The 19884-nt window shown below is 64.7% G+C and carries 18 protein-coding genes; 9 read left to right on the forward strand and 9 right to left on the reverse strand.

Features of this window, described 5'->3' with window-relative positions; all coding sequences use genetic code 11:
* Positions 1 to 25 precede the first annotated feature (25 nt).
* From LFT47_RS16945 to LFT47_RS16970, 6 genes are all read right to left on the reverse strand, one after another.
* Entirely contained in the window at positions 26 to 1339 is a 1314-nt protein-coding gene (locus tag LFT47_RS16945) for a MinD/ParA family ATP-binding protein (RefSeq protein WP_236812469.1), read from the reverse strand.
* 297 nt (positions 1340 to 1636) lie between these two features.
* Positions 1637 to 2056 carry an arsenate reductase ArsC gene (locus LFT47_RS16950; protein WP_236812470.1) on the reverse strand — a complete coding sequence of 140 codons (420 nt, stop codon included), beginning with the start codon at positions 2054 to 2056 and terminating at the stop codon, positions 1637 to 1639.
* On the reverse strand, positions 2053 to 2787 hold the full coding sequence (locus LFT47_RS16955; RefSeq protein WP_236812471.1) for an aquaporin: 735 nt from the start codon (positions 2785 to 2787) through the stop codon (positions 2053 to 2055). The genes LFT47_RS16950 and LFT47_RS16955 overlap by 4 nt, the downstream gene beginning before the upstream one ends.
* Complete coding sequence (locus LFT47_RS16960; protein WP_236818661.1) at positions 2784 to 3134, reverse strand: ArsR/SmtB family transcription factor; 351 nt, start codon at positions 3132 to 3134, stop codon at positions 2784 to 2786. Before LFT47_RS16960 ends, LFT47_RS16955 begins: the two co-directional genes overlap by 4 nt.
* 46 nt (positions 3135 to 3180) lie before the next feature.
* A complete protein-coding gene (locus tag LFT47_RS16965; RefSeq protein WP_236812472.1) occupies positions 3181 to 4677 on the reverse strand; it encodes an SDR family oxidoreductase in 1497 nt (498 codons plus the stop codon).
* A 60-nt stretch (positions 4678 to 4737) separates the two neighbouring features.
* A complete protein-coding gene (locus LFT47_RS16970; protein WP_236812474.1) occupies positions 4738 to 7125 on the reverse strand; it encodes a glycosyltransferase family 2 protein in 2388 nt (795 codons plus the stop codon).
* A gap of 217 nt (positions 7126 to 7342) precedes the next feature.
* Between LFT47_RS16970 and LFT47_RS16975 the strand changes: the two genes are divergently transcribed.
* Positions 7343 to 8911 carry a chitinase gene (locus LFT47_RS16975; protein ID WP_236812475.1) on the forward strand — a complete coding sequence of 523 codons (1569 nt, stop codon included), beginning with the start codon at positions 7343 to 7345 and terminating at the stop codon, positions 8909 to 8911.
* Positions 8912 to 9053: 142 nt separating this feature from the next.
* On the opposite strand, the gene LFT47_RS16980 is transcribed toward LFT47_RS16975, so the two are convergent.
* On the reverse strand, positions 9054 to 9674 hold the full coding sequence (locus LFT47_RS16980) for a CalY family protein (RefSeq protein ID WP_236812476.1): 621 nt from the start codon (positions 9672 to 9674) through the stop codon (positions 9054 to 9056).
* 556 nt (positions 9675 to 10230) lie between these two features.
* Between LFT47_RS16980 and LFT47_RS16985 the strand changes: the two genes are divergently transcribed.
* Genes LFT47_RS16985 through LFT47_RS17000 form a run of 4 tightly spaced genes read left to right on the forward strand, consistent with a single transcriptional unit; the run spans position 10231 to position 13390 of the window.
* Entirely contained in the window at positions 10231 to 10644 is a 414-nt protein-coding gene (locus tag LFT47_RS16985) for an ArsR/SmtB family transcription factor (protein WP_236812477.1), read from the forward strand.
* Positions 10641 to 11624, forward strand: a complete 984-nt coding sequence (locus tag LFT47_RS16990; RefSeq protein WP_236812478.1) for a cation diffusion facilitator family transporter — start codon at positions 10641 to 10643, stop codon at positions 11622 to 11624. The genes LFT47_RS16985 and LFT47_RS16990 overlap by 4 nt, the downstream gene beginning before the upstream one ends.
* A gap of 48 nt (positions 11625 to 11672) precedes the next feature.
* Entirely contained in the window at positions 11673 to 12215 is a 543-nt protein-coding gene (locus LFT47_RS16995) for a Chromate resistance protein ChrB (RefSeq protein ID WP_236812479.1), read from the forward strand.
* Positions 12216 to 12253: 38 nt separating this feature from the next.
* Positions 12254 to 13390: an MFS transporter gene (locus LFT47_RS17000; protein WP_236818662.1), complete on the forward strand. Its 1137-nt coding sequence runs from the start codon at positions 12254 to 12256 to the stop codon at positions 13388 to 13390.
* 17 nt (positions 13391 to 13407) lie between these two features.
* Here LFT47_RS17000 and LFT47_RS17005 read toward each other — a convergent pair whose 3' ends face one another.
* Both LFT47_RS17005 and LFT47_RS17010 read right to left on the reverse strand, forming a co-directional pair.
* Entirely contained in the window at positions 13408 to 14226 is an 819-nt protein-coding gene (locus tag LFT47_RS17005) for an MBL fold metallo-hydrolase (protein WP_236812480.1), read from the reverse strand.
* 145 nt (positions 14227 to 14371) lie between these two features.
* A complete protein-coding gene (locus LFT47_RS17010) occupies positions 14372 to 15613 on the reverse strand; it encodes an integrase catalytic domain-containing protein (RefSeq protein ID WP_236812481.1) in 1242 nt (413 codons plus the stop codon).
* A 215-nt stretch (positions 15614 to 15828) separates the two neighbouring features.
* Here LFT47_RS17010 and LFT47_RS17015 point away from each other — a divergent pair, with 215 nt between their 5' ends.
* The 4 genes from LFT47_RS17015 (at position 15829) to LFT47_RS17030 (ending at position 19875) form a co-directional block, all read left to right on the forward strand.
* Positions 15829 to 16203, forward strand: coding sequence for a DUF7793 family protein (locus tag LFT47_RS17015; RefSeq protein WP_236812483.1), 375 nt, complete (start codon positions 15829 to 15831; stop codon positions 16201 to 16203).
* 36 nt (positions 16204 to 16239) lie between these two features.
* Entirely contained in the window at positions 16240 to 17778 is a 1539-nt protein-coding gene (locus LFT47_RS17020; RefSeq protein WP_236812484.1) for a putative bifunctional diguanylate cyclase/phosphodiesterase, read from the forward strand.
* A 9-nt stretch (positions 17779 to 17787) separates the two neighbouring features.
* Positions 17788 to 18585: a class I SAM-dependent methyltransferase gene (locus LFT47_RS17025; RefSeq protein ID WP_236812486.1), complete on the forward strand. Its 798-nt coding sequence runs from the start codon at positions 17788 to 17790 to the stop codon at positions 18583 to 18585.
* Between the two features lie 159 nt (positions 18586 to 18744).
* On the forward strand, positions 18745 to 19875 hold the full coding sequence (locus LFT47_RS17030) for an EAL domain-containing protein (protein WP_236812487.1): 1131 nt from the start codon (positions 18745 to 18747) through the stop codon (positions 19873 to 19875).
* Positions 19876 to 19884: the final 9 nt, after the last annotated feature.

Consider the following 19884-nt stretch of genomic DNA (forward strand, 5'->3'; position numbering starts at 1 on the left):
GGCGGGGGCCGCCAAAGCGGAGGCGCTACACGTACCCGTCCACGATCGCGGCCGCGATCTCCTTGTACGCGCGGCGGGTGTCGGGGCGCAGGACGTCCAGGGTGACCAGGTCGCCGTCGGCCACTCCCCTGTCGTGCGGCACGGCAATCAACTGGCGGCAGATCCCGGCGAGGTGTTCCTCGATGGCGTCCTTGTCCACGCGGGACGACACCTCGTCCTTGTCCGTGATGACCACGATCGCGTTGCGGGCGAGTTCCTCATAGCCGTGGCTCGCGAGCCATTGAAGGGTGCTGCGGGCACGCTTGGCACCGCTCACGGCATAGCCGGCGGCGATGATGAGGTTGTCGGCCGATTGCAGGATGCCGCTCATCGCATTGTGCGTGACGCCGGTCCCGCAGTCGGTCAGCGCGATGGAATAGTAGCCCGAGATCAGCTGGCGGATCCGCAGGTATTCCTCGGCGGTCAGTGAATCCGAAACTTCCGGGTCCTGCTCGCCGGCGATCAGGTGCAGTCGGCCGGCATGGTGCATGTACCGGGCCAGCGCCGTGAGCGAATCGACGTTGTCGACGTTTTTGAGCAGGTCCGTGATGGTGCGCGGCGTGGCCTTCTGGTAGATGCCCTCGCCCAAGGCGCGCTCCACGAGGTCGCCGGAATCAGGGTTGGCGTCGATGGCGCAGGGCGGGTCGCCGCGGAATTCCGCCAAGGTAAGGCCGACGCCCACCGTGGTGGAGGTCTTGCCGATCCCGCCCTTGAGGCTCAGGACGGCCGTGTTGTAGCTGCCTTGGAGTTGGCGGGAAATGCGCCGCGCCAGTTCGTCCTCTTCGCGCTGCTTGGCGCTGGGCCCGAGGTTCCAGGCGCCGCCGGTCAGCCGGTAGAGCATGCCGCGGAAGCCGCCGATGGGCCGCGGCTTCTGTTCCCGCACAAAGGAACCCGGGGAGGAGATGAAGTCGGAGATGGGAGCGTTCGCGGCTGCGGCGCGCCCGGCTCGTGCGGCAGCCGGGGAAGCAGCGCCCGACGCCGGTGCTGCCGCCGTCGGGATCTCACGGCGTGGTTCCTCACGGCTCGCGTCACCGCTGGTCGAGCCTTCGCGGCCTGTTTCCGCGTGGTCCGTTACCGTTCCGGCGGACGCGTCGGCGGCTGCTGCCGCTTCGGCCCAGGATCTGCTTTGGAGCGGGGCAGACGTGGATGCGGGTGCGTCGGAATCGTTCGGGGTAATGATCGGCATAGTTCCTGTCCAGGGGTCACCCTCGGCGCGACGGCGATCGCGGCGTCGACGAAGGTCGGGCTGCCCTTCGTTCGATGCAGCGGCGCTGGCTTCGTTGTCCAAAGAATCCGGCATGGTCTTGTCCCCTAAGACTCGCGGCGTTGTGCACCGCGGCTCTCGTTTAGATTGCTTCAACCAGCAAGTCTAGGTGGCGAGGGCCCCAAACCTGACATGCGGGCCGTGCCGGGCAGTTTTGGCTGGGATTTTGGTTCTGGGTTTGGGCCCGGTTTTGTCGCAGCGACGGCGGAAGTGGCGGCGCGAGTGGCGGCGCGACGGATTCTGCTGGATCACTCGGGGTCGCCCGGACCTTATCCCCCGGAAACACGCGGATTCTCCTCCGATACCTCGGCGGTGATCCAGCAGAATGTGTCCTTACGCGGCGGCGTTGAGGGACTCGATCAGGCCTTCGATGCGGCTCTTGATCTCGTCCCGGATGGGGCGGACGGCGTCCAGGCCCTGGCCGGCCGGATCTTCGAGGACCCAATCCTCGTAGCGCTTGCCCGGGAAGTACGGGCATTCGTCGCCGCATCCCATGGTGATGACGACATCCGATTCCTTTACGGCCTCCGTGGTGAGGATCTTGGGGATTTCGGCGGACATGTCGATTCCGAGTTCGGCCATGGCTTCGACGGCGGCCGGGTTGACCCTGTCTGCCGGCTGGGAGCCCGCGGAGCGGACCTCGATCCGGCCTTCCCCAAGGGTCGTGAGGAAGGCGGCAGCCATCTGGGAACGGCCGGCGTTGTGGACACAGACGAAGAGGACGGAGGGTTTCCTGACGGATTCAATGCTCATGAGAGGACCTTTCGATCGGATTCGGGGCCGGGCGCGGGAGCCGGCAAAGGCGCAGAAGCGGCCAAGGGCGCGGGAACGCGCGGGTACAGGGCGCGGATCAGGAGGAACCCGGCGGCGCCACCCAGCAACTGGGCGAGGATGAACGCCGGAGCGGAGGCCGGGGCGATGCCCGCGAAGGTGTCTGTGATGGTCCGGGCTGCGGTCACGGCGGGGTTCGCGAAACTCGTGGAGCTGGTGAACCAGTAGGCGGCCGTGATGAAACCGCCGACGGCAAAGGCAACCCGCTCGGACCGCCCGGAGCGGATGGTGCCGAAGATGACCAGGAGCAGCCCGATGGTGGCGACTACTTCGCCGAGCCACAGTCCTCCCCCGGCACGTTGATGCGTGGAGAGCGTCACGGCGTCGAGGCCGAACATCAGGTTGGCGAGCACGGTTCCGGCCAGGCCTCCAGCGAACTGGGCGGCGACCAGTGCCAACGCGGTGGGCGTATCAAGGATTCCCAGGGCCCGTTCCACCAAAGTGACCACAGGGTTGAAGGATGCCGAGACCGGCTGCAATGCAAGGATCAACGCGACGAGGGCGGCGCCGGTGGCGACGCTGTTCTGCAGAAGCTGCAGTCCGACGTCGTTCGGGGAAAGTCGCGAGGCCATGACCCCTGAGCCCACCACGGCCATGACCAGGAAGGCGGTGCCGGCGAACTCAGCCACGGCCCGGCGTGTCAGCACGCTCATTGGCCCTGTCCACCGATCAGGGCCGCCAGTCCGGACAGGGCGTCGGTGCGGGCGCGGTAATAAACCCAGACGCCGCGCTTTTCGCGTTCGAGGAGGCCCGCTTCGTGCAGGACCTTCAGGTGGTGGCTGATGGTCGGCTGTGACAGCTCGAAGGCGTCGTTGAGGTCGCACACGCAGGCTTCGCCGCCCTCGTGGGACGCCACGAGGGACATCAGCCGCAGCCGCACTGGATCGCCCAGTGCCTTCAGCAACGGCACGATCCCTTCGGCTTCGGACTCCGACAAGGGCTCCCTGGACAGCGGCGAACAACACGCCACCGTCTCGACGGGCGTTAACTCCAAATGCATAGACACACGTAAATATTCACACTTGTCGATATTTAAGGCAAGGCCGCTAAGGCAACGCGGGATCGTCGTCGTCCGCCATCGACGCCGCTGCGGCCGTGATGCGGTTGGCCATGCCCTTGAAGATGACGCCATGGAAGGGCAGCACCGCCAGCCAGTACAACCGTCCACCCAAGCCTTTGGGGAAGAAGATAGCCCGTTGCCGGTAGCGGGCTCCGCCTTCGGTCTCCTCCGCCCGCATTTCCAGCCAGGCCCGCCCGGGTACCTTCATTTCCGCGCGGAGGCGCAAGAGTGAGCCGCGGTCGATCTGCTCCACGCGCCAGAAATCCAGCGCGTCCCCCGTATTCAGCCGGGTCGGATTGAGCCGCCCGCGGCGAAGCCCGACTCCACCCACGAGCTTGTCCATCCAGCCGCGCACGGACCAAGCCAAGGGAAACGAGTACCAGCCGTTGTCTCCGCCGATGCCTTCTATGACCTGCCACAGTTGTTGCCGGGTGGCTGTGGTGAGCTGCTCCTGGTTGTCCTGGTACACCAGGTGTCCGGCCCATTGCGGGTCAGTGGGAAGCGGATCGCTCGGGGCACCGCGAACGGAGGAGTTCTGCCAACTGGTTTCCACTTCTCCGGCGGCCTCGCGCGCCAGGGCCAGGCGAAGGGCTTCCCGGTATCCAAGCAGTCCGGCTTCGGGCGGATCTATATATTCATGGATATCCTGCTCCCCGACCACGCAGTTTTGCTGGAGGGATCCGATCAGGGGCACTGCCAAGGAACGCGGTATGGGGGTGACGAGGTTGACCCACTGGGATGCCAACCATGGAGTCAGGACGGGCAAGGAAATCACCGGCCGGCGCCGCAGGCCCGCTTCCGCGGCGTAGCCGTTCATCATCTCGTCGTACCGGAGGACATCCGGGCCGCCGACGTCGAAGGTGCGGTTGAGCGAGGCCGGGAGTCCAGCTGCTGCGACGAGGTAATACAGCACGTCGCGGATCGCGATCGGCTGGACCTTGTTCCGTACCCATCGCGGAGCCACCATGACGGGCAGCACCTCGGTCAGTTGCCGGATCATTTCGAACGACGCCGAACCGGAACCGATCACGACGCCGGCCTGAAGCACGATCGCAGGCACGTGCGGTTCCGCTAGGAAAATGTCGCCCACTTCCTTGCGGGACCGGAGGTGCCGGCTGAGCTCAGTTCCTTCCGGGTGCAATCCACCCAGGTAAATGATCCGTCCAGCCCGGGCGTCGGCCGCCGCGCGTGCGACGTTGCCGGCGCAGAGCCTTTCTGTCTGTTCGAAAGACCGATGGCCCGAATGGCCCATCGAGTGCACCAGGTAGTAGATGACGCCGGCCCCGGCAAACGCCTGCCGCAGGGAGTCGACATCCTCGAGGTCGCCGATCATCACGTCCACGCGGTCTGCCCAGGGGACGTCGTCGAGCTTGTTCGTGTGCCGTACAAGGACCCGGACGTCGTACCCGGCCTCGAGCAGGCGCGGGACGAGGCGTCCCCCGATATACCCGGTGGATCCCAAGACCACTGCCAGTGGATTCATTGTGCCCTCTCCGAATGCCCTTGCGGAGCCGGAACTCCGACGCCCAAGGCCAGCGTAGCCCTACGCCGATCCGGCCCGTTTCCGGCGGTCGTTCTTGCCCCGGAGGTCGCGGTTCAGGCGGCGGTCACCGTGGTAGAGCAGCGACTCCCAGTCGACCTGTTCCGGAGTTTTGGGAACGATGGCCGGGGGCAGTGCTTTCGGCTTTTTGGGCTCGACGTATAGCCAGTTCAGCACGCCAAGGTACATGTCCACTCCGGAGTTGGCCAGTCCGATGTAGGCCCGGATAGCACCGGCGGCCATCACGGCGTTGAAGGCGGCGAAGGCGGCGTTGCCCCAGTTTCCGAGTTCCCAGTTGCGCCAGACGGTCAGCAGGGAGAACGCAACGATCAGGTACGGAGCGAGGACGTAGAGGGCCGGCGCGGCGGTACGGTCTTTGACCTTCGGGGTCCGGACGAACGGGATCTTGTCTCCCGTGAGCGCTTGCTGGAGGGACTTCAGGACGCCGGCGAGATTGACCGGCAGGAGAACGAGGTTGAATCCGTAGATCCGGAAGATGTCGCTGAACCTGTGGCCGCAGTCCCGCAGGTCGCTTCCCATGGCCAGGAAGTAGGGCAGGGCCGCAAGGAAGACCAAGGGGCTGAGGAGACGGCTGTCGTAGGGGTATGCGAGGAGGAACAGCAACCCGAAACTGGCCCAGGTGATGGAGGCCATGTAGTTGACCCGCAGCAGGATTTCGCGGAAGAGGACCGGCCTGGCTTGGCCTCGGCGCTTGCGGATCTGTTCCCAGAGTTTGGGCAGGATCAGCAGGCCGCCGTTGGCCCAGCGCCGTCGCTGCACCACGAGCGATCCGAAGTCCGGCGGGGTGGCGCTGTAGCTGAGCCGTTCGGGGTAGTTGGCCAAGGTCCAGCCATGCTTACCGAGGTCCACGCTGGACTCGGTGTCTTCGATGACAGTGCGGTCCTGGATGTAGGTTCTGACCTCGAAGCCGCCCACAGTGGAGATCTCTACGATGTCCTCCAGGGCGCGTTTGCGGATCACGGCGTTCGCGCCCACCCAGAAGGTGGCGCCGTATTGGGTCATGCCCTGGTGCTGGATGTGCTGGATGTCTGTGGTGGCCCCGGCGATGCGCTCGATCCGGGTCGGGGCGCCGCGGAAGGAGGAATACGGGGTCTGGGTGACGGCTACCTGCTCATTTCCCGGGGATTCGAGGAGATGAACCAAGCGGAGGCAGTAGTCGCGCAGCAGCATCGAGTCCGCATCCAGGGTCAGGACGTAGGTGGTGTCCGGGATCGAGAGCGCGTCGCCGTCGTCGACCCCTGCCGGCCCAGCGACCCCTGCCGGCCCAGCGACCCCTGCCGGCCCAGCGACCCCTGCGGGCCGCAAGACGGTCCCGTCCGCGGTCTGTTCCGGGTGCCAGGTCCCGCCCATGAGTGAGAGGTAGGCGTTCAGGTTCATGGCCTTGTTGGCCTCGTGGGAGAGGCTCGCGAACCGCTTCCGCTCGAACGTTGACACCCGGGCGTTGAAGATCCAGGTCAGCCGTGCGTACAGTTCAGCGATGCGTTCCGGCCCGGGAGAGGTCCGCTGGGCGTTGGCGGCCGTCAGGGCCAGGATCACCAGACGTAGTTCCCGGGCCAGGCCCATGAGGACCAGATCCACGAAGAACTCATCCACGTGGTCCCCGACGGACTCGGTCTCGGCCATGGCTTCGAGCCATTCGGCGGCGTATTGGTATTCGGCGATGAGCCGCTCAACCTCGGTGCCGGGGTCTAGTTCAGGTTCTTGATCACGACGACGGCGGTACCTCGCGTAGGCGGCGTTGACCCTCGCCGCCGGTTCCTGGAGTGTTTCCGTGATCTGGCCTGCGAGCGCGCGCGTGGCTTCCAGGCGCCGGAGCACGTCGGGGTCTTCCGGGAAGGGTGGGTCATCGAGAAGCAGCACAACACTCAGGTCCGGGAATTCCTGCAGGACCGCGGACCACATGGTCCCACGGACCACTTCCGGCTCTTCCGCGTAGGAAGGAATCAGCACGGTGATGCCCTCGGAGTAGTCGAAGAAGTGCCGGTCCAGTTCCCCTCGTGGAACACGCCGGTGGGCCCGAAAGCGGGTCAGGGCGCCTTGGCGGGCGGTGAGGTACATCAACGCCGAGAACGTCAGGAAGGACACCACTACCAAGTAGGAGAGGGTTTCTGCGCCGAAGCGGAATCCAGCGCCGGGGTTGTCCACCAGCTGCTTGAGCACCGTCGTGACCACATAGCCGACCCAGGCGAGCACGGTGGTGAGGACGGCGATGCGGCCGAGGACTATTTTCCGCCGCGATGGCGCAGGATGGACGATCGAGAGCGGTTCAGAGCGTTTTTCCGCGCCCCACTGACGCTTTCGGGCTTTTGAAGACTGCCCGTCCGCCGTTCCCTGTTCATCGGGGCGAAGCAGCACGATCTGATCCGACATGAATCCCCATTCGCTGTCCGTGCACCCCCAGCGGGCGCGCGGCACAATGCGGGCGTAATGTAACGGACCGCACTCCAGTGCGCCCCTATGATAGGCGAACAACGCGGAGTTCCGACAGAACTCATGGAAATGCTACGCAAGATGCGGCGCTTCCCGGGGAGTGAGATCTTTCCCAGACATCCGTGAAGTCCTATTCACAAGTTCTAGGGGTATCTCTGTGTCTAAGCGCTTTCCCGGCCGACGGCTGTCCGTCCTGCGTTTGGGCATCCTTTGCGTCATCGTGGTCGCGGCGGTCACCGCCGGCTACCTCGGCCTCCGCAACGTCCAGGATGTCAGTGCCGCAGCATCCATGCCTTCGGTGTTCTCCGGCTACGTGGACGTGACGGCGACGCCCCGGTTCGCGTTCGAAGATCCAGCCGTGCCCAGCGCGAAAGCCGTGGTGCTCTCCTTCGTCGTCGCCGATCCGAAGCAGGACTGCGCCCCGTCCTGGGGTGCGGCGTACAGCCCCGACCAGGCAGCTTCGGACCTCGATCTGGACCGGAGGATCGCCCGGCTCCGCCAGCTTGGCGGGGCAACCGCGGTTTCCTTCGGCGGGATGAACAACAACGAACTCGCAGTTTCCTGCAAAGACACAAAGGCCCTGACTGACGCCTACCGGCAGGTCGTGGACCGCTACGACGTCGCGACGGTAGATCTCGACGTCGAAGGCGTCGCCTTGGGCGACATGGCCGCTGCCGACCGACGGGCCCAAGCCATTGCCGCCCTCCAGAAGGAACGCAAAGCCAGCGGCAAGTCCCTCGCCGTCTGGCTGACCCTTGCCGCCGACCCGAACGGCCTCACAAGCCAAGGCCAGGCCATCGTGGCGCATACCCTGTCCGGCGGGGTCGATCTGGAGGGTGTAAACATCATGACGATGGATTTCGGCGCCAGTAAGCCTGCAGCTTGGAGCATGTCCCGGGCCTCGGAGTCAGCCGCGGATGCCGCCCACGATCAGCTGGCCGCCCTCTACCGCAACGCCGGAACTGACTTTGGCAGCGAAACCCTCTGGCGCAAACTTGGCTTGACCGTCATGGTGGGCCAGAACGATATCGCCGGCGAAATATTCACCCTCGATGACGGCGCCACCATGAACAGTTTTGTCAAGGACAAGGGCCTTGGCAGGTTGTCAATGTGGTCCATGAACAGGGACAGGACCTGCAGCCCCAACTACCCGGATTTGACCAAGGTCTCGGACAGCTGCAGCGGGGTGGTTCAGGGTTCCCAGCTGTTCTCGACCACGCTTGCCCATGACGTGGCACTGCCTACGCCGACTATTACTCCATCGCCTACGGTCACTGCCTCAAGTAGTGCAACCGCCACCCCCACCGATGACCCGGCAACGAGCCCCTATCCGGTATGGAGCACTTACGCCGCTTATACGGCGGCTGACAGGGTGGTCTGGCACGGCAGCGTGTACGAGGCGAAATGGTGGACCCGTGCTGACGTTCCGGACAACCCGGTCCTGCAGGGCGGTGCCACTCCGTGGAAGCTCGTGGGTCCGGTGCTGCCCGGGGACAGGCCGAGCCCCAAGGGGACGGTGCCTGCGGGGACCTTCCCGGCATGGGTTCCGGAGACCATCTATCACAAGGGCGACCGCATTCTCTTCGAAGGATCCGCATTCGAGGCCAAGTGGTGGACTCAGGGCGACAGTCCGGAAGCCGCAGTCCAAGGCGCCCCGGACTCCCCCTGGGCAAGATTGACCCCGGCCCAAATCCTCACCCCACCGGCTTCCGCACCGGCTTCCTGACGCGCGAACAGGCAGCAGATGCCCTCAAAATCGCTTCGAGAGGGCATCTGCTGCCTGTTCGTGATGGGGTTTCGACGGGGAGGCCCTCCGCCGTCGTTTTCAGGGGGGCTCGACGGCGGAGGGCTGGCTGGGGTGGGGGGTGTTACTGGTTGGTGGCGGTGCGCTGGGTGCCGGTGAAGTTGAAGGCGATGGTGCTGCTCTGGTTCTGGAGGGTGTTGTCTGCGGTGGAGGGCAGGGTCAGGGTGACGCGGAGGTTGTCGGTGTGGCCGGCGGTGATGGAGGTCAGGTTGGCCAGGGCGACGTTGGCTCCGATCACGGGGCGGGAAGCCAGTACCGAGGTGGTGGTGCCGGAGCAGGTGTAGGTGTAGGCGGGGGCGGTGCCGGCTTCGGTCCAGGCGGTGGAGCAGTCATCGACGGCGACCTGCAGGCCCATGGTGGTGTTGGTGTCCAGCAGGGAGGTCGGGGAGGCCGCGGTGGTCAGGGTGATCGCGGAGAGGTTCTGGTTTCCGGTGGCGTTGCTGAGGGTGGCGACGCGCTGGACGGTGTCGCCGGGGACCAGGCCGGAGGCGGCGACGCTGAGGCGGTTGGTGGTGCCGGTTGCGCCGAGGGCGATGTTGACGATGCCGGAGGCGACGGTGTTGCTGGCGGAGGTGCTGGAGGTGAAGGCACCGTAGGTTCCCAGTCCTGCCACGCCGGCAGCAGTGCCGACCAGGGCCAGGGATGCGATGACTTTGCCGGTGGTGGTTTTCAGGTTGAGACCCATGATGTTTTCCGTTTCTTGAAGCCCGTGTGACCGGGGCTTTGCTGTCCGATGACCTCTACTTTCCGGCAGGATTTTTAGGAAGCCGCAAGGTTCCCGCTAGCTTTTCTCGAAGATTGGTTAAAGATTCAATCAAGTAATTTTCGAGTGGTGAGCAGTCGGGTGCCCGCAGCGGGCAAGTAGTGGAAACGAGTAACGACGCGAACAGGCAGTAAATGCCCCCAAAATCGCTCCCAGAGGGCACTTACTGCCTGTTCGCGTTAACGCCGCTGCCCAAACCCCTAGCGTCGGAGCGCTAGTACGACGACGGCGACGGTCGCCACAGCGAGGATCGCCAACCCCACGTATGCAAGCACCTGAAGGCGCTGCTTTCGAATTTCCCGCTTCGATTCACGAGCCGACAGCCCAATCATCTTGTTCCCCATGTGGGGAGCGTACGCCGCGATTGTTTCGCTCGGGCAACAAGGAGGATAACTGTTACGAAGTTCCCAGCTGCCAACCCCTGGAACCGTGTCCCCTATACTGACATCTGAATACCTGTTCAGATGTTGGAGGTCCCGTGGTTGCCCGTGAAGCTGTCGACGAATGCGGCGTGAAACTTGTCGACCCCGACAGGGTCGAAATCGTCCGCGCGGCCCTGCCCTCGGATCATGACATTGCCGAACTGGCCGACGTGTTCTCCCTGCTCGGCGACCCTGGGCGCTTGCGGCTGTTGACGTCGCTGCTGGAAGGCGGAGAACTGTGCGTGTGCGACCTTGCCGCGACGACGGCGATGAGCGAGAGTGCGGTCAGCCATGCGTTGCGGCTGCTGCGCGCCCACCGGGTGGTTTCCGTTTCGAGGCGCGGCCGGATGGCGTACTACCGGCTCGATGATGCGCATGTACGGATGCTGCTGGACCTGGGGCTGACCCACACCGGCCACACCGTCGCCGTTCACCCCGAGCGCACGGCCAAGGAGGCCAAAGGCCAATGAGCACCCACAACCACGACGCGCCAGGCAACCCAGCCAAGCACCACGCCCACGGCCACAGCCACAACCACAGCCACAGCCACAGCCACAGCCACGCAATAGCAGCGAACGCGGACCGTCGCTATCTGGTCATCGCGTTGGTACTGATTGTCGGGTTCATGATCGTCGAGGTGATTGTCGCCGTCGTTTCCGGCTCACTGGCGCTGCTCTCGGACGCCGGGCACATGCTGACCGACGCCGGGGCGATCGCCGCGTCGCTGTGGGCGATCAACCTCGCGGCCCGTCCGGCGCGGGGAATCTGGACGTTCGGATTCAAGCGCGCGGAAATCCTCTCCGCGGCCGCCAACGGAATCACCTTGCTGGTCATCAGCGCTCTCGTGGCCGTGGAGGCCATCCACCGCCTCCTTGATCCGCCGCCCGTCGAGGGCGGACCGGTCCTGGTGGTCGCGATCTTCGGGATCATCGTGAACCTCGTGGCGGTGTGGGTGCTGGCCAAAGCCAACCGGTCCAGCCTGAACGTCGAGGGATCCTTCCAGCACATCCTGACCGACCTCTACGGATTCATTGCGACGGCGGCGGCCGGGCTCGTCGTCCTGACCACCGGTTTTACCCGCGCCGATGCCATTGCGTCGCTCATCGTGGTGGCCCTGATGCTGCACGCCGCGTGGGGGCTGCTGCGGGACTCCGGGAGGATCCTCCTGGAAGGCGCGCCGGAAGGTGTTGACCTGGCCCAGGTCAGGGAACACCTCCTCGAAACCGGGCACGTGCATGACGTCCACGACCTGCACGTCTGGACAGTCACCTCGGACCTTCCCGCCCTGTCCGCGCATGTCGTCCTGGACGAGAGCTGCTTCCACGACGGACACGCCCCGCTCATCCTTGACCAGCTGCAGAACTGCCTGACCGGGCATTTCGACGTCGAACACTCCACCTTCCAGCTCGAACCCGCCGGCCACGCCGTCCACGAAACCGGCACCCACTGATGACGCTTCCCCTACCGTGAGACTGTAACAGTCGTTACACTTACACCTGTGACCAATGAACCGAGTCCGTCTTGGCTTGTGATGATCGTCCAAGTTCCCTCCCAACCCTCCAGGCACCGGGTGGCCGTCTGGAGGGAGCTTCGCCGTTTCGGCGCGGTTCCCGTGGGACAGGGTGCCTGGACCGCTCCGGACGTTCCGGTGTGCCGCGCGGGCGCCGAGAAGGCCCGTGAACTCGCCAGGGCCGGCGACGGCGAGCTGCTCATGCTGACGACGAACGCCGACGACGCGGACGCCGTCCAGCTTCGCAGGCTTTTCGACGCGGCCAGGGCCGATGAGTGGGCCGAGTTCTCGGCGGACTGCGGCAAATTCGTCGAAGAAATCGCCAAGGAAATCGCGAAGCGCAAATTTACCCTCGCCGAACTGGAGGAAGAAGAGCAGAGCCTGGAGAGGCTTCGGCGGTGGTTCCGGAGCAATCGGTCCAAGGCGGTCTTCGCTAGCCGGCTGGTCGATGAAGCGGAGACCGAACTTGCTCGGTGCGCCGCGGTCCTTGAAGAATTTTCAGACCTTGTCTACCGGGAGGTGCACCAGTGAGCCGCACCAGCCCGGCCCTGCCGATCCAAAAGCCGACAATGCCTCTCTACGCAGCGGGATTCGTGACCGCATTCGGGGCCCACAGCATTGCTTCAGGAATAGGAGCCCAGAGCGGGAACATCGGCCTGAGCCTGCTGAACCTGGGCATCCTGCTGGCCGTTTACGACCTGGCCGAGGTGTTTCTCAAACCCGTCTTCGGTGCCCTCAGCGACCGGATAGGACCCAAACCGGTCATCGTCGGCGGCCTACTGGCGTTCGCTGCCTTCTCGCTCGTGGGTTTGTGGGGCGCCGACCCGCTCGTGCTGGGCCTCGCCCGTCTGGGCCAGGGCGCGGCAGCAGCGGCATTCTCACCCGCCTCATCGGCCACCGTGGCACGCCTGGCCGGCGGCAAGAACTCGGGGAAATTCTTTGGCCGCTACGGATCCTGGAAAAGCCTCGGCTACATCATCGGCCCGCTCCTCGGAGCCGGCCTGATCCATGTCGGGGGCTTTGCACTGCTCTTTGTGGCCCTTTCAGCCCTGGCAGCGGCCACGGCCTCGTGGGTGGCGGTGAGCCTGCCACGGTTCGACCCGGTTCCCCGCATCCGATACACCGTCCTCGACCTCGCCCGGCAGATCACCGAACGGCGCTTCCTCGTGCCCACGGCAGTGCTGGCGGCATCCACCGGCGCCCTTGGGGCTGCCATCGGGTTCCTGCCGGCCCTGGCCATCCGGCACGGACTCGATCCCGTCGCCGGGACGGCCGCAGTGAGCGTGCTGGCCATCGCCTCGGCCATCACCTCGCCATGGATAGGGACGCGGCGTGACCTGCAAGGGATCAGCGATGCAGTGGGGATGCGGTCCGGGCTGCTGCTCACCGCCGCGGGCATCGGAATCGTAGCCACCGTCCCGGGACCAATCACCCTGTTCGTCGCCGCCCTGCTGATCGGGGCCGGGATCGGAACAGCCACGCCGCTCGCGTTCGCCCATTTGGCCGACACCACGCCCGACGACCGGATGGGCAGGACCATGGGCTCCGCCGAGCTCGGCAGGGAACTCGGCGACGCAGGCGGACCACTGATAGTCGGAAGCCTTGCCACCCTGGGCGGACTACCGCTGGGACTGGGTGCACTCGCCCTGCTCGTAGGCGCAGCATGCGCACCGCGGCTCAAGAGCACCCCGCCTCCCCAGCGCTGACCCTTCAATCACACCCCTTAGTGGTGTGCTTGCGTCGTCTCCTGGAGCCGCTTGATGAACCAGCGTGATTGCTCGGGTCCGTAGGGAAGCACCGGGATCGCCTTGGTAGCGTCCGACGGCGTGTCCCGGATCGACTGCCTTGCTTGCCGTACCGCTGTGGACATGGTGTTGGCCATGGTCTTCACGAACTGGTCGCTGGCGGGCTTGCCGTGGCCGGGGATGAGGAACTCGTAGCGGTGGCGCAGGGCCGAGATGTGGCGCAGGACGTCTGCCCAATCTTCCGGGTAGGAGTCCTCGAACGAGGGATGCGCGCCTTGTTCCACGAGGTCACCGGCGAAAAGGGTGCTGGGCGTGCCTACCAGGAGGTCGCCGTCGGTGTGGCCGCGGCCCAGGTAGAACAGGGTGGCTGTGAGGCCGCCGAGGTCCACCAGGACGGGCTGATCCTTGACGATCGCGTTGGGGATGACGAGTTCGACGGCGTCGCCCTTGCCCGCGGCCATCTCCGGTTCGGTGGCGGAGACGAAGCGGCGCTGGTGGTCGCCGTCGTCGTCGATGGTCGCGGCACAGTTGACGTGCCCCCAAAACTCCGTGACGCCGTCGTCGGCAAAAACGGCGTTACCGAAGTAGTGGTCGTAGTGGGCGTGGGTATTTACGACGACGAGAGGCAGCTGGGTCTTTTCGCGGACTGCGGCGAGGATTTGCCGGCCTTGGCGGGGGCCGCAACCGGTGTCGATCACCATGGCTCGTTCCGTACCTACAACGAGGCCTGTGTTGAGCAGGCACCCTTCGGTCTCCAACACGTAGTTGTTAGGGCCGACTTCGAGCCATGCTGACATTGTTTCTCCGTCTGATGCGTTCCGGCAGTGTTCAGGCCTCGATTCTACCCACGTAGAGCCGGGGGGATCGGGACAAAAGGCCCAGTTGAGACCCGGGCCGTTCGAAATCGGTCAATGCGTAGGAGCAGGGCCCTGTTGCCTCACGTCAATACCTCCGGGAAGGTTGATTCGTTGCCTCATGTGAAAACCTCCGGCTGGTGTGGTTCCATCGTTCGTTCACAGCGGGTTTGATCGGTGCCGGTTGTTTGGCGGTGGCGATGGTTTCAAGCTGGCCGGTGAGGGCCAGTATCTGCCGTGAGAGCGCGGCCGGCCTGATCTTCTTGTATTGGGCGTTCATGCGGATCACGGGCATCCGTGCCACGGCGGGGTCTGCTACGGCGCGCCTGTGCGGGGTCGCCGCCCGGTCGTGGGTTTTGCTGACCTTGGCTCCGTGGCGGACCTTGGCGATGAGCTTTTGCTGGGGCAGCAGGTAGTTGGTGAAGATCCGGTCCAGCTCCCAGATCTCGTTGAGCAGCTCCAGTTCCGCGGCGGTGTCATAGCGCAGGTAGCCGACAAGCTCACGGACCCGGGACCAGTTCTTCTGTTCGACGTGGGCGCCGTCGTTCTTGTTGCTCGGGCGCGACCGGGTGAAGGTGATGCGGTGCTCGAGGCAGAACTCGAAGAGTTCGTTGTTGATGAACTCACTGCCGTTGTCCGAATCGATGCCGATGACGGGAAACGGGAAGACCGCCAGGACGTGCCGCAGGGCCGCGAAGACGTGCTTCTGTGCCTTGTTCGGCACGGACCGGTTCACCGTCCACCCGGTAGCGATATCGGTGACCGTGAGGGTGAAGCAGTACTGCCCGGACGCGGCGCCGCCCTCGTGGCCGACCAGATCGATCTCGACGAAACCCGGCACAGCGCTGTCCCACTGGGCCCAGGTGCGGATCGGGATCTGGGACTTCAGCAAAGATCCGGGCTTGGTATGGGACCGGCCATGCGGCAGGAGCTTCGCCCGCTGACCGGCCAGCCGGCGGTCAATGGTCGCCGCACTCATGCGGGCGAGCATCGCTGCCTGCCCGTCGGTAATGTCCAGGACCTTCTCTGCCCGCAGCATCGGCACGAGATCCGGCAGCATGGGGGCCAGCAGCTTGCCCGCAGGGCCCCGTAGCACCGCCCAGCACAGCACGAGACCGTCCTGCAGGTCGGCCCCATACACCGGGGCGCGTCCCGGCCTGACGGGCCGTGGCCGCGGCGGATCGAGCGCATGCCGCAAAACCGCCCGGGCATGGTCCCGGTGCCAGCCGGTCAGCTCGACAAGCTCATCCAGGATCCGCCCCTTCCTGGCCCGGTCACCGGCCCGGTAGGACTCGGCCAGGTGCTTCGTCACGGCTTTGCGTTCACCCATCGTCAATCCCATCCCTCAAGGATCTCCGCGGCCACCCTTCCCGGACCCTTTCCCATGAGGCAACGTATGCGGCTACGCGGAGGTTTTTTATGAGTCAACGCGAGGGCTTGAGGACCAATGCTCGGGAAGCTACGCTATCGGGGTTGGCGATTGCTACTTGTTAACTAGCGACAGCGCAGCTTGGTTCGGCGGCCTGGTCGGGGGAGGACGTGATCGTGATACCGGATACTGCGGACGGTGAAAAGGCCACGGTCGATTTGACCGTCGACGGATATCTCCATCTGCGCTGGCGGCCCGGAGTCGCCATTGAGGTTGAGGATGCGCGGGCGGCCATGGCGAAAGTCAACGAGCTCTGCCAGCAGGAGCAGCATCCAATGCTGGTGGACATGGCCACGGTCGCTTCCGTTAGCCGGGAGGCCCGGGGCGTGTGGTCCATTCCCTGCGGCGCTTCGCGCATCGCTTTGCTAGGTACGTCGCCTGTAGACCGGGTCCTGGCGAACTTCTTCCTCGGAGTGCATGTCCCGCCTTGCCCGACCCGCTTTTTCACATCGCGCAGCGAGGCTTTGGACTGGCTTAATGCGGGTGCGTGAGCCCCGGATGTACTTGCTTTTGACCGCAGGGATTAAGTGACCGCGAGGGAGAGCGTCGAGGACCCGCGCCTGCAGCTGTTGGTTGACGGGGTTGTCCGCTTGGCTGCCGGGGATCTGGACGCCCGCATTGAACCTTCGAAGCATCGGGATGACATTGATGCCGTCATCACCGGAGTCAACCTGCTCGCAGAGGAACTGGGCCACATTCACGCGGACCTGGAACAGCGGGTGGCCGCCCGCACGGCCATGTTGCGGCGAACACAGGTTGAGCTGGAACAGATGGCCAAAACAGATGCCCTCACGGGCCTTGCGAACAGGACGCTGCTTACCGAGCGGATCCAGGGAGCGATCCTCTCCAGCACGGACGGCGGAAATGCCCCTGCCGTGTTGCTCCTGGATCTGGACTCATTCAAGGCCATCAATGACATCCTGGGCCACAGCGCCGGTGACGCCGTGCTGGTGGAAGTTGCCAAACGTCTCCGCTCGGCCGTCAGGGCACACGATACTGTTGCCCGCCTGGGCGGGGATGAGTTTGCCATCCTCATTGCCGCCGCTACCGAAGAGGAGATCCTTCGAATTGCGCACCGCGCATCGGAGTATCTGCAGGACAGCATGTCTATCGGCATGGAGACGGTTTGGGCGATGGCCAGCATCGGCGTTTGCATCGGCACGCCGGGGTACCGGGCTGAAACGCTGATGCGCGATGCCGACATCGCCATGTACCAGGCAAAGGCGCGGGGCCGCAACAATGTCCAGCTCTTCCGCCCGGAAATGCTCGACGCCGTCCAGGAACGGTCGCGTATAACCGCCGAACTGCGCACCGCTGTTGCCGGAGGAGAGCTGGCGCTGGTGTATCAGCCGGTGGTCGAGCTGGCTTCCAGCCGCGTCATCGGCGTAGAAGCCCTCCTCCGATGGCATCACCCTGTCCGCGGAACCATCATGCCGGGCAGTTTCATTGGCATCGCAGAAGAGACCGGCTTGATCTTTGAGCTGGGACGGTGGGTGCTGCATGAAGGTCTCGCCCAAATGAGCCGCTGGAGCCAGACCGAGCCGGACCTGCCGGACTTTTGCCTGCACATCAATCTCTCTGCCGCCGAACTGCTCCGAACCGACTTGCTGGACGATATCCGGGACACCCTGGCCCGGTATTGCCTGGATCCTCGGCGTCTGATCTTGGAGATCACCGAGACCGTGTTGATGTCGCGTGAAACCGGACAGGAACAGGTCCTTAGCGGCCTCCGGGAGCTCGGTGTGGGGCTGCAGATTGACGACTTCGGTACCGGCTATTCGTCCATCAGCTACCTCAGGTCGCTTCCGGCAGACACTGTGAAGGTCGATCAGTCCCTCATCAAGGACATGGAGTCGGACCCTCGGCAACAAAAGTTCGTTTCCGCCATTCTGCAGCTGATTTTTGCTGCGGGGCTCAACGCGACCGTGGAAGGCATCGAAACCGCAGAGCAGGCGGCCCAGCTGGAGGCCATGGGTTGCCTCTACGGGCAAGGCTACTTCTACGGATACCCGGTTCCAGCCGCGGAGATACCGGATCAGCTCCGCCCGCCCGCACGGCGTCTGTAGAGTAATCGCATGTCGAAGCTTTGGGACCAGATGTTGCTTGTCCCCACAGTAGTGCGCCTCGCTTCCCGGGCACCGAGAAATCCGGACACCGCGTGGGAAGGGTACTGGCGCGGAATCCGCACCACTGGCCGTTCCGGAGACGTGCTTTGGGACTCGGACTCGGCGGCAGAGCGTGCACAATACACCGACGCGATTGCGGCCCACTTTGATCCAGCTCTTCCGGTAGTTGACGTGGGGTGCGGCAATGGTACCCACACCCGCTGGCTTGCCGGCCTGTTTCCACGGGTTCTCGGGATCGACGTCTCCAAGGGAGCGATCGAGATGGCGAGCAAGGAAGCAGAAGGCGTCCAAAATGCCGACTTCATGGTTCTGGATGCTTCGGGGGCAGGTGCCGGTGAGGCCCTGTTGGAGCGCCTTGGGCCTGCCAATGTCTTTGTCCGCGGAGTCTTCCACGTCTTGAAACCCGGCAAGCAGGCCGCAATGGCCGCCAACCTCCGAACTGTCATCGGGGACAGGGGCCGGGTGTTGCTGGCCGAAACCAACTTCCGCGGAAATAGCCTCGGTTACCTGGCCGAGCTCGGCGCCACCCGGCAAAGCATGCCGCTGCAGCTGCGGCGCGCCTTGGAGAACCTTCCCCGGCCCGGGCACTTCGGTGCCAGGGAACGGCACAGCGTATTTTCGGATTCGGACTGGCAAGTGATTGCCGATGGCCCGGTTAACATCGAAGTGGTCCCGATGAACGCCAGCGGTCTTCCGCAGTGGGTTCCGGGATATTACGCACTCCTGTCCGGCGCGGAGGATTCCTAATCAGAAAGAGAGCGGGTGTAATTTCACCCGGTGCGGACCGCGCGTTACATCCCCATGAAGATTTCATTTCAATCCGGGCCGACCGGAATGTTCCGCTGTAGTGTTTGCGTTGTTGCAAGTCCCGGGCTCAGCCGGAGCTAAAGGCAAAGGAATAGCTTAATGTCGACGCGGAAACCGTCTTTTCGTGCATTGACCAACTCGGGTATGCGTGCCAGTCCGGAGACTGTGGAGCCGCCCCTCGAGCAGCTGCGTGGGCTACGCCGCCAGGTCCTGGAAATCATCGACGAAGTCTTTTCGGACTCTTCGCAAGCAACGGATGCGGTGCGCGAACAACTTCGCCAACACATTGCCGCCCACCCCGGGCGTCCGGAAGAGGCGCTGCTGGATCATTTGTTTTCGCTCAGGTCGCAACAGCCGGACCAGCCCGAGCCGCAGCCCGAGCCGGACCAGCCGGAACCGGACCAGCCGGAGCCGGCCCCGGACCAGCAGCACCCAAGCAGCCAGCACCCAAGCAGCCAGCGTCTTGAGGCGGTGCTCAGGGACCGGATGCTGATGACCGCCTTCCAGCCCGTTTTCGACCTCACCACTGGAACGGTGGTCGGCGCGGAGGCTTTGACCCGTTTCGTTAGCGATAGCGGAGACCCGGCCGATTACTGGTTCGCGGAGGCCGAGGACTCTGGCCTGCGAACGGATCTCGAATTCGCCGCGGTGGAATCGGGGCTCGACGCCGCGTCGAAGCTGCCGCCGCACCTTTTCGTGGCATTGAAGCTCTCCCCTGAGGTCTGCCTGGATCCGCGCCTTCCTGTGCTTTTCGATCAAGCTCCGGTGGCGCCCGCCCGGGTGGTCCTTGAAATCTCGGGGAAGTTTCCCCAGGAACAGGACCAGGCCGCTTCGCTCGACGCGGCGGTGGCCCGGCTGCGTAGTGCCGGCGTGCGCCTGTCAGTCGAAAATACCGGTTCGTTCTTCGCCGAGGCCAGCCATATTCTTCGGCTCAAGCCGGAGATGATCAAGCTGGATCGGAATCTGACTGCAGGTCTCAACCTGGATCCCCTCCGGCAGGAACTCGTCGAGGCGGAGGTCCGCTTCGCACGGAAGATCGGGGCTGCCTTGACTGCCCAACGCATCGAAACCGAGGCCGAACTCGCCGCTCTTTCAGGCCTGGGAGTAACTCTCGGACAGGGTTTTCATCTTGGGCGGCCCTCGGTCCAGCCCCGCGAATGGGCCAAGTGGGGCGGACGTGCCCGGCACCTCGCCTCCCCCGGCGGTCGCGGCCGGACCACGCGGAGCTGACGAACGGGC

It is taken from the genome of Arthrobacter sp. FW306-2-2C-D06B (assembly GCF_021789175.1).
GTDB lineage: Bacteria > Actinomycetota > Actinomycetes > Actinomycetales > Micrococcaceae > Arthrobacter.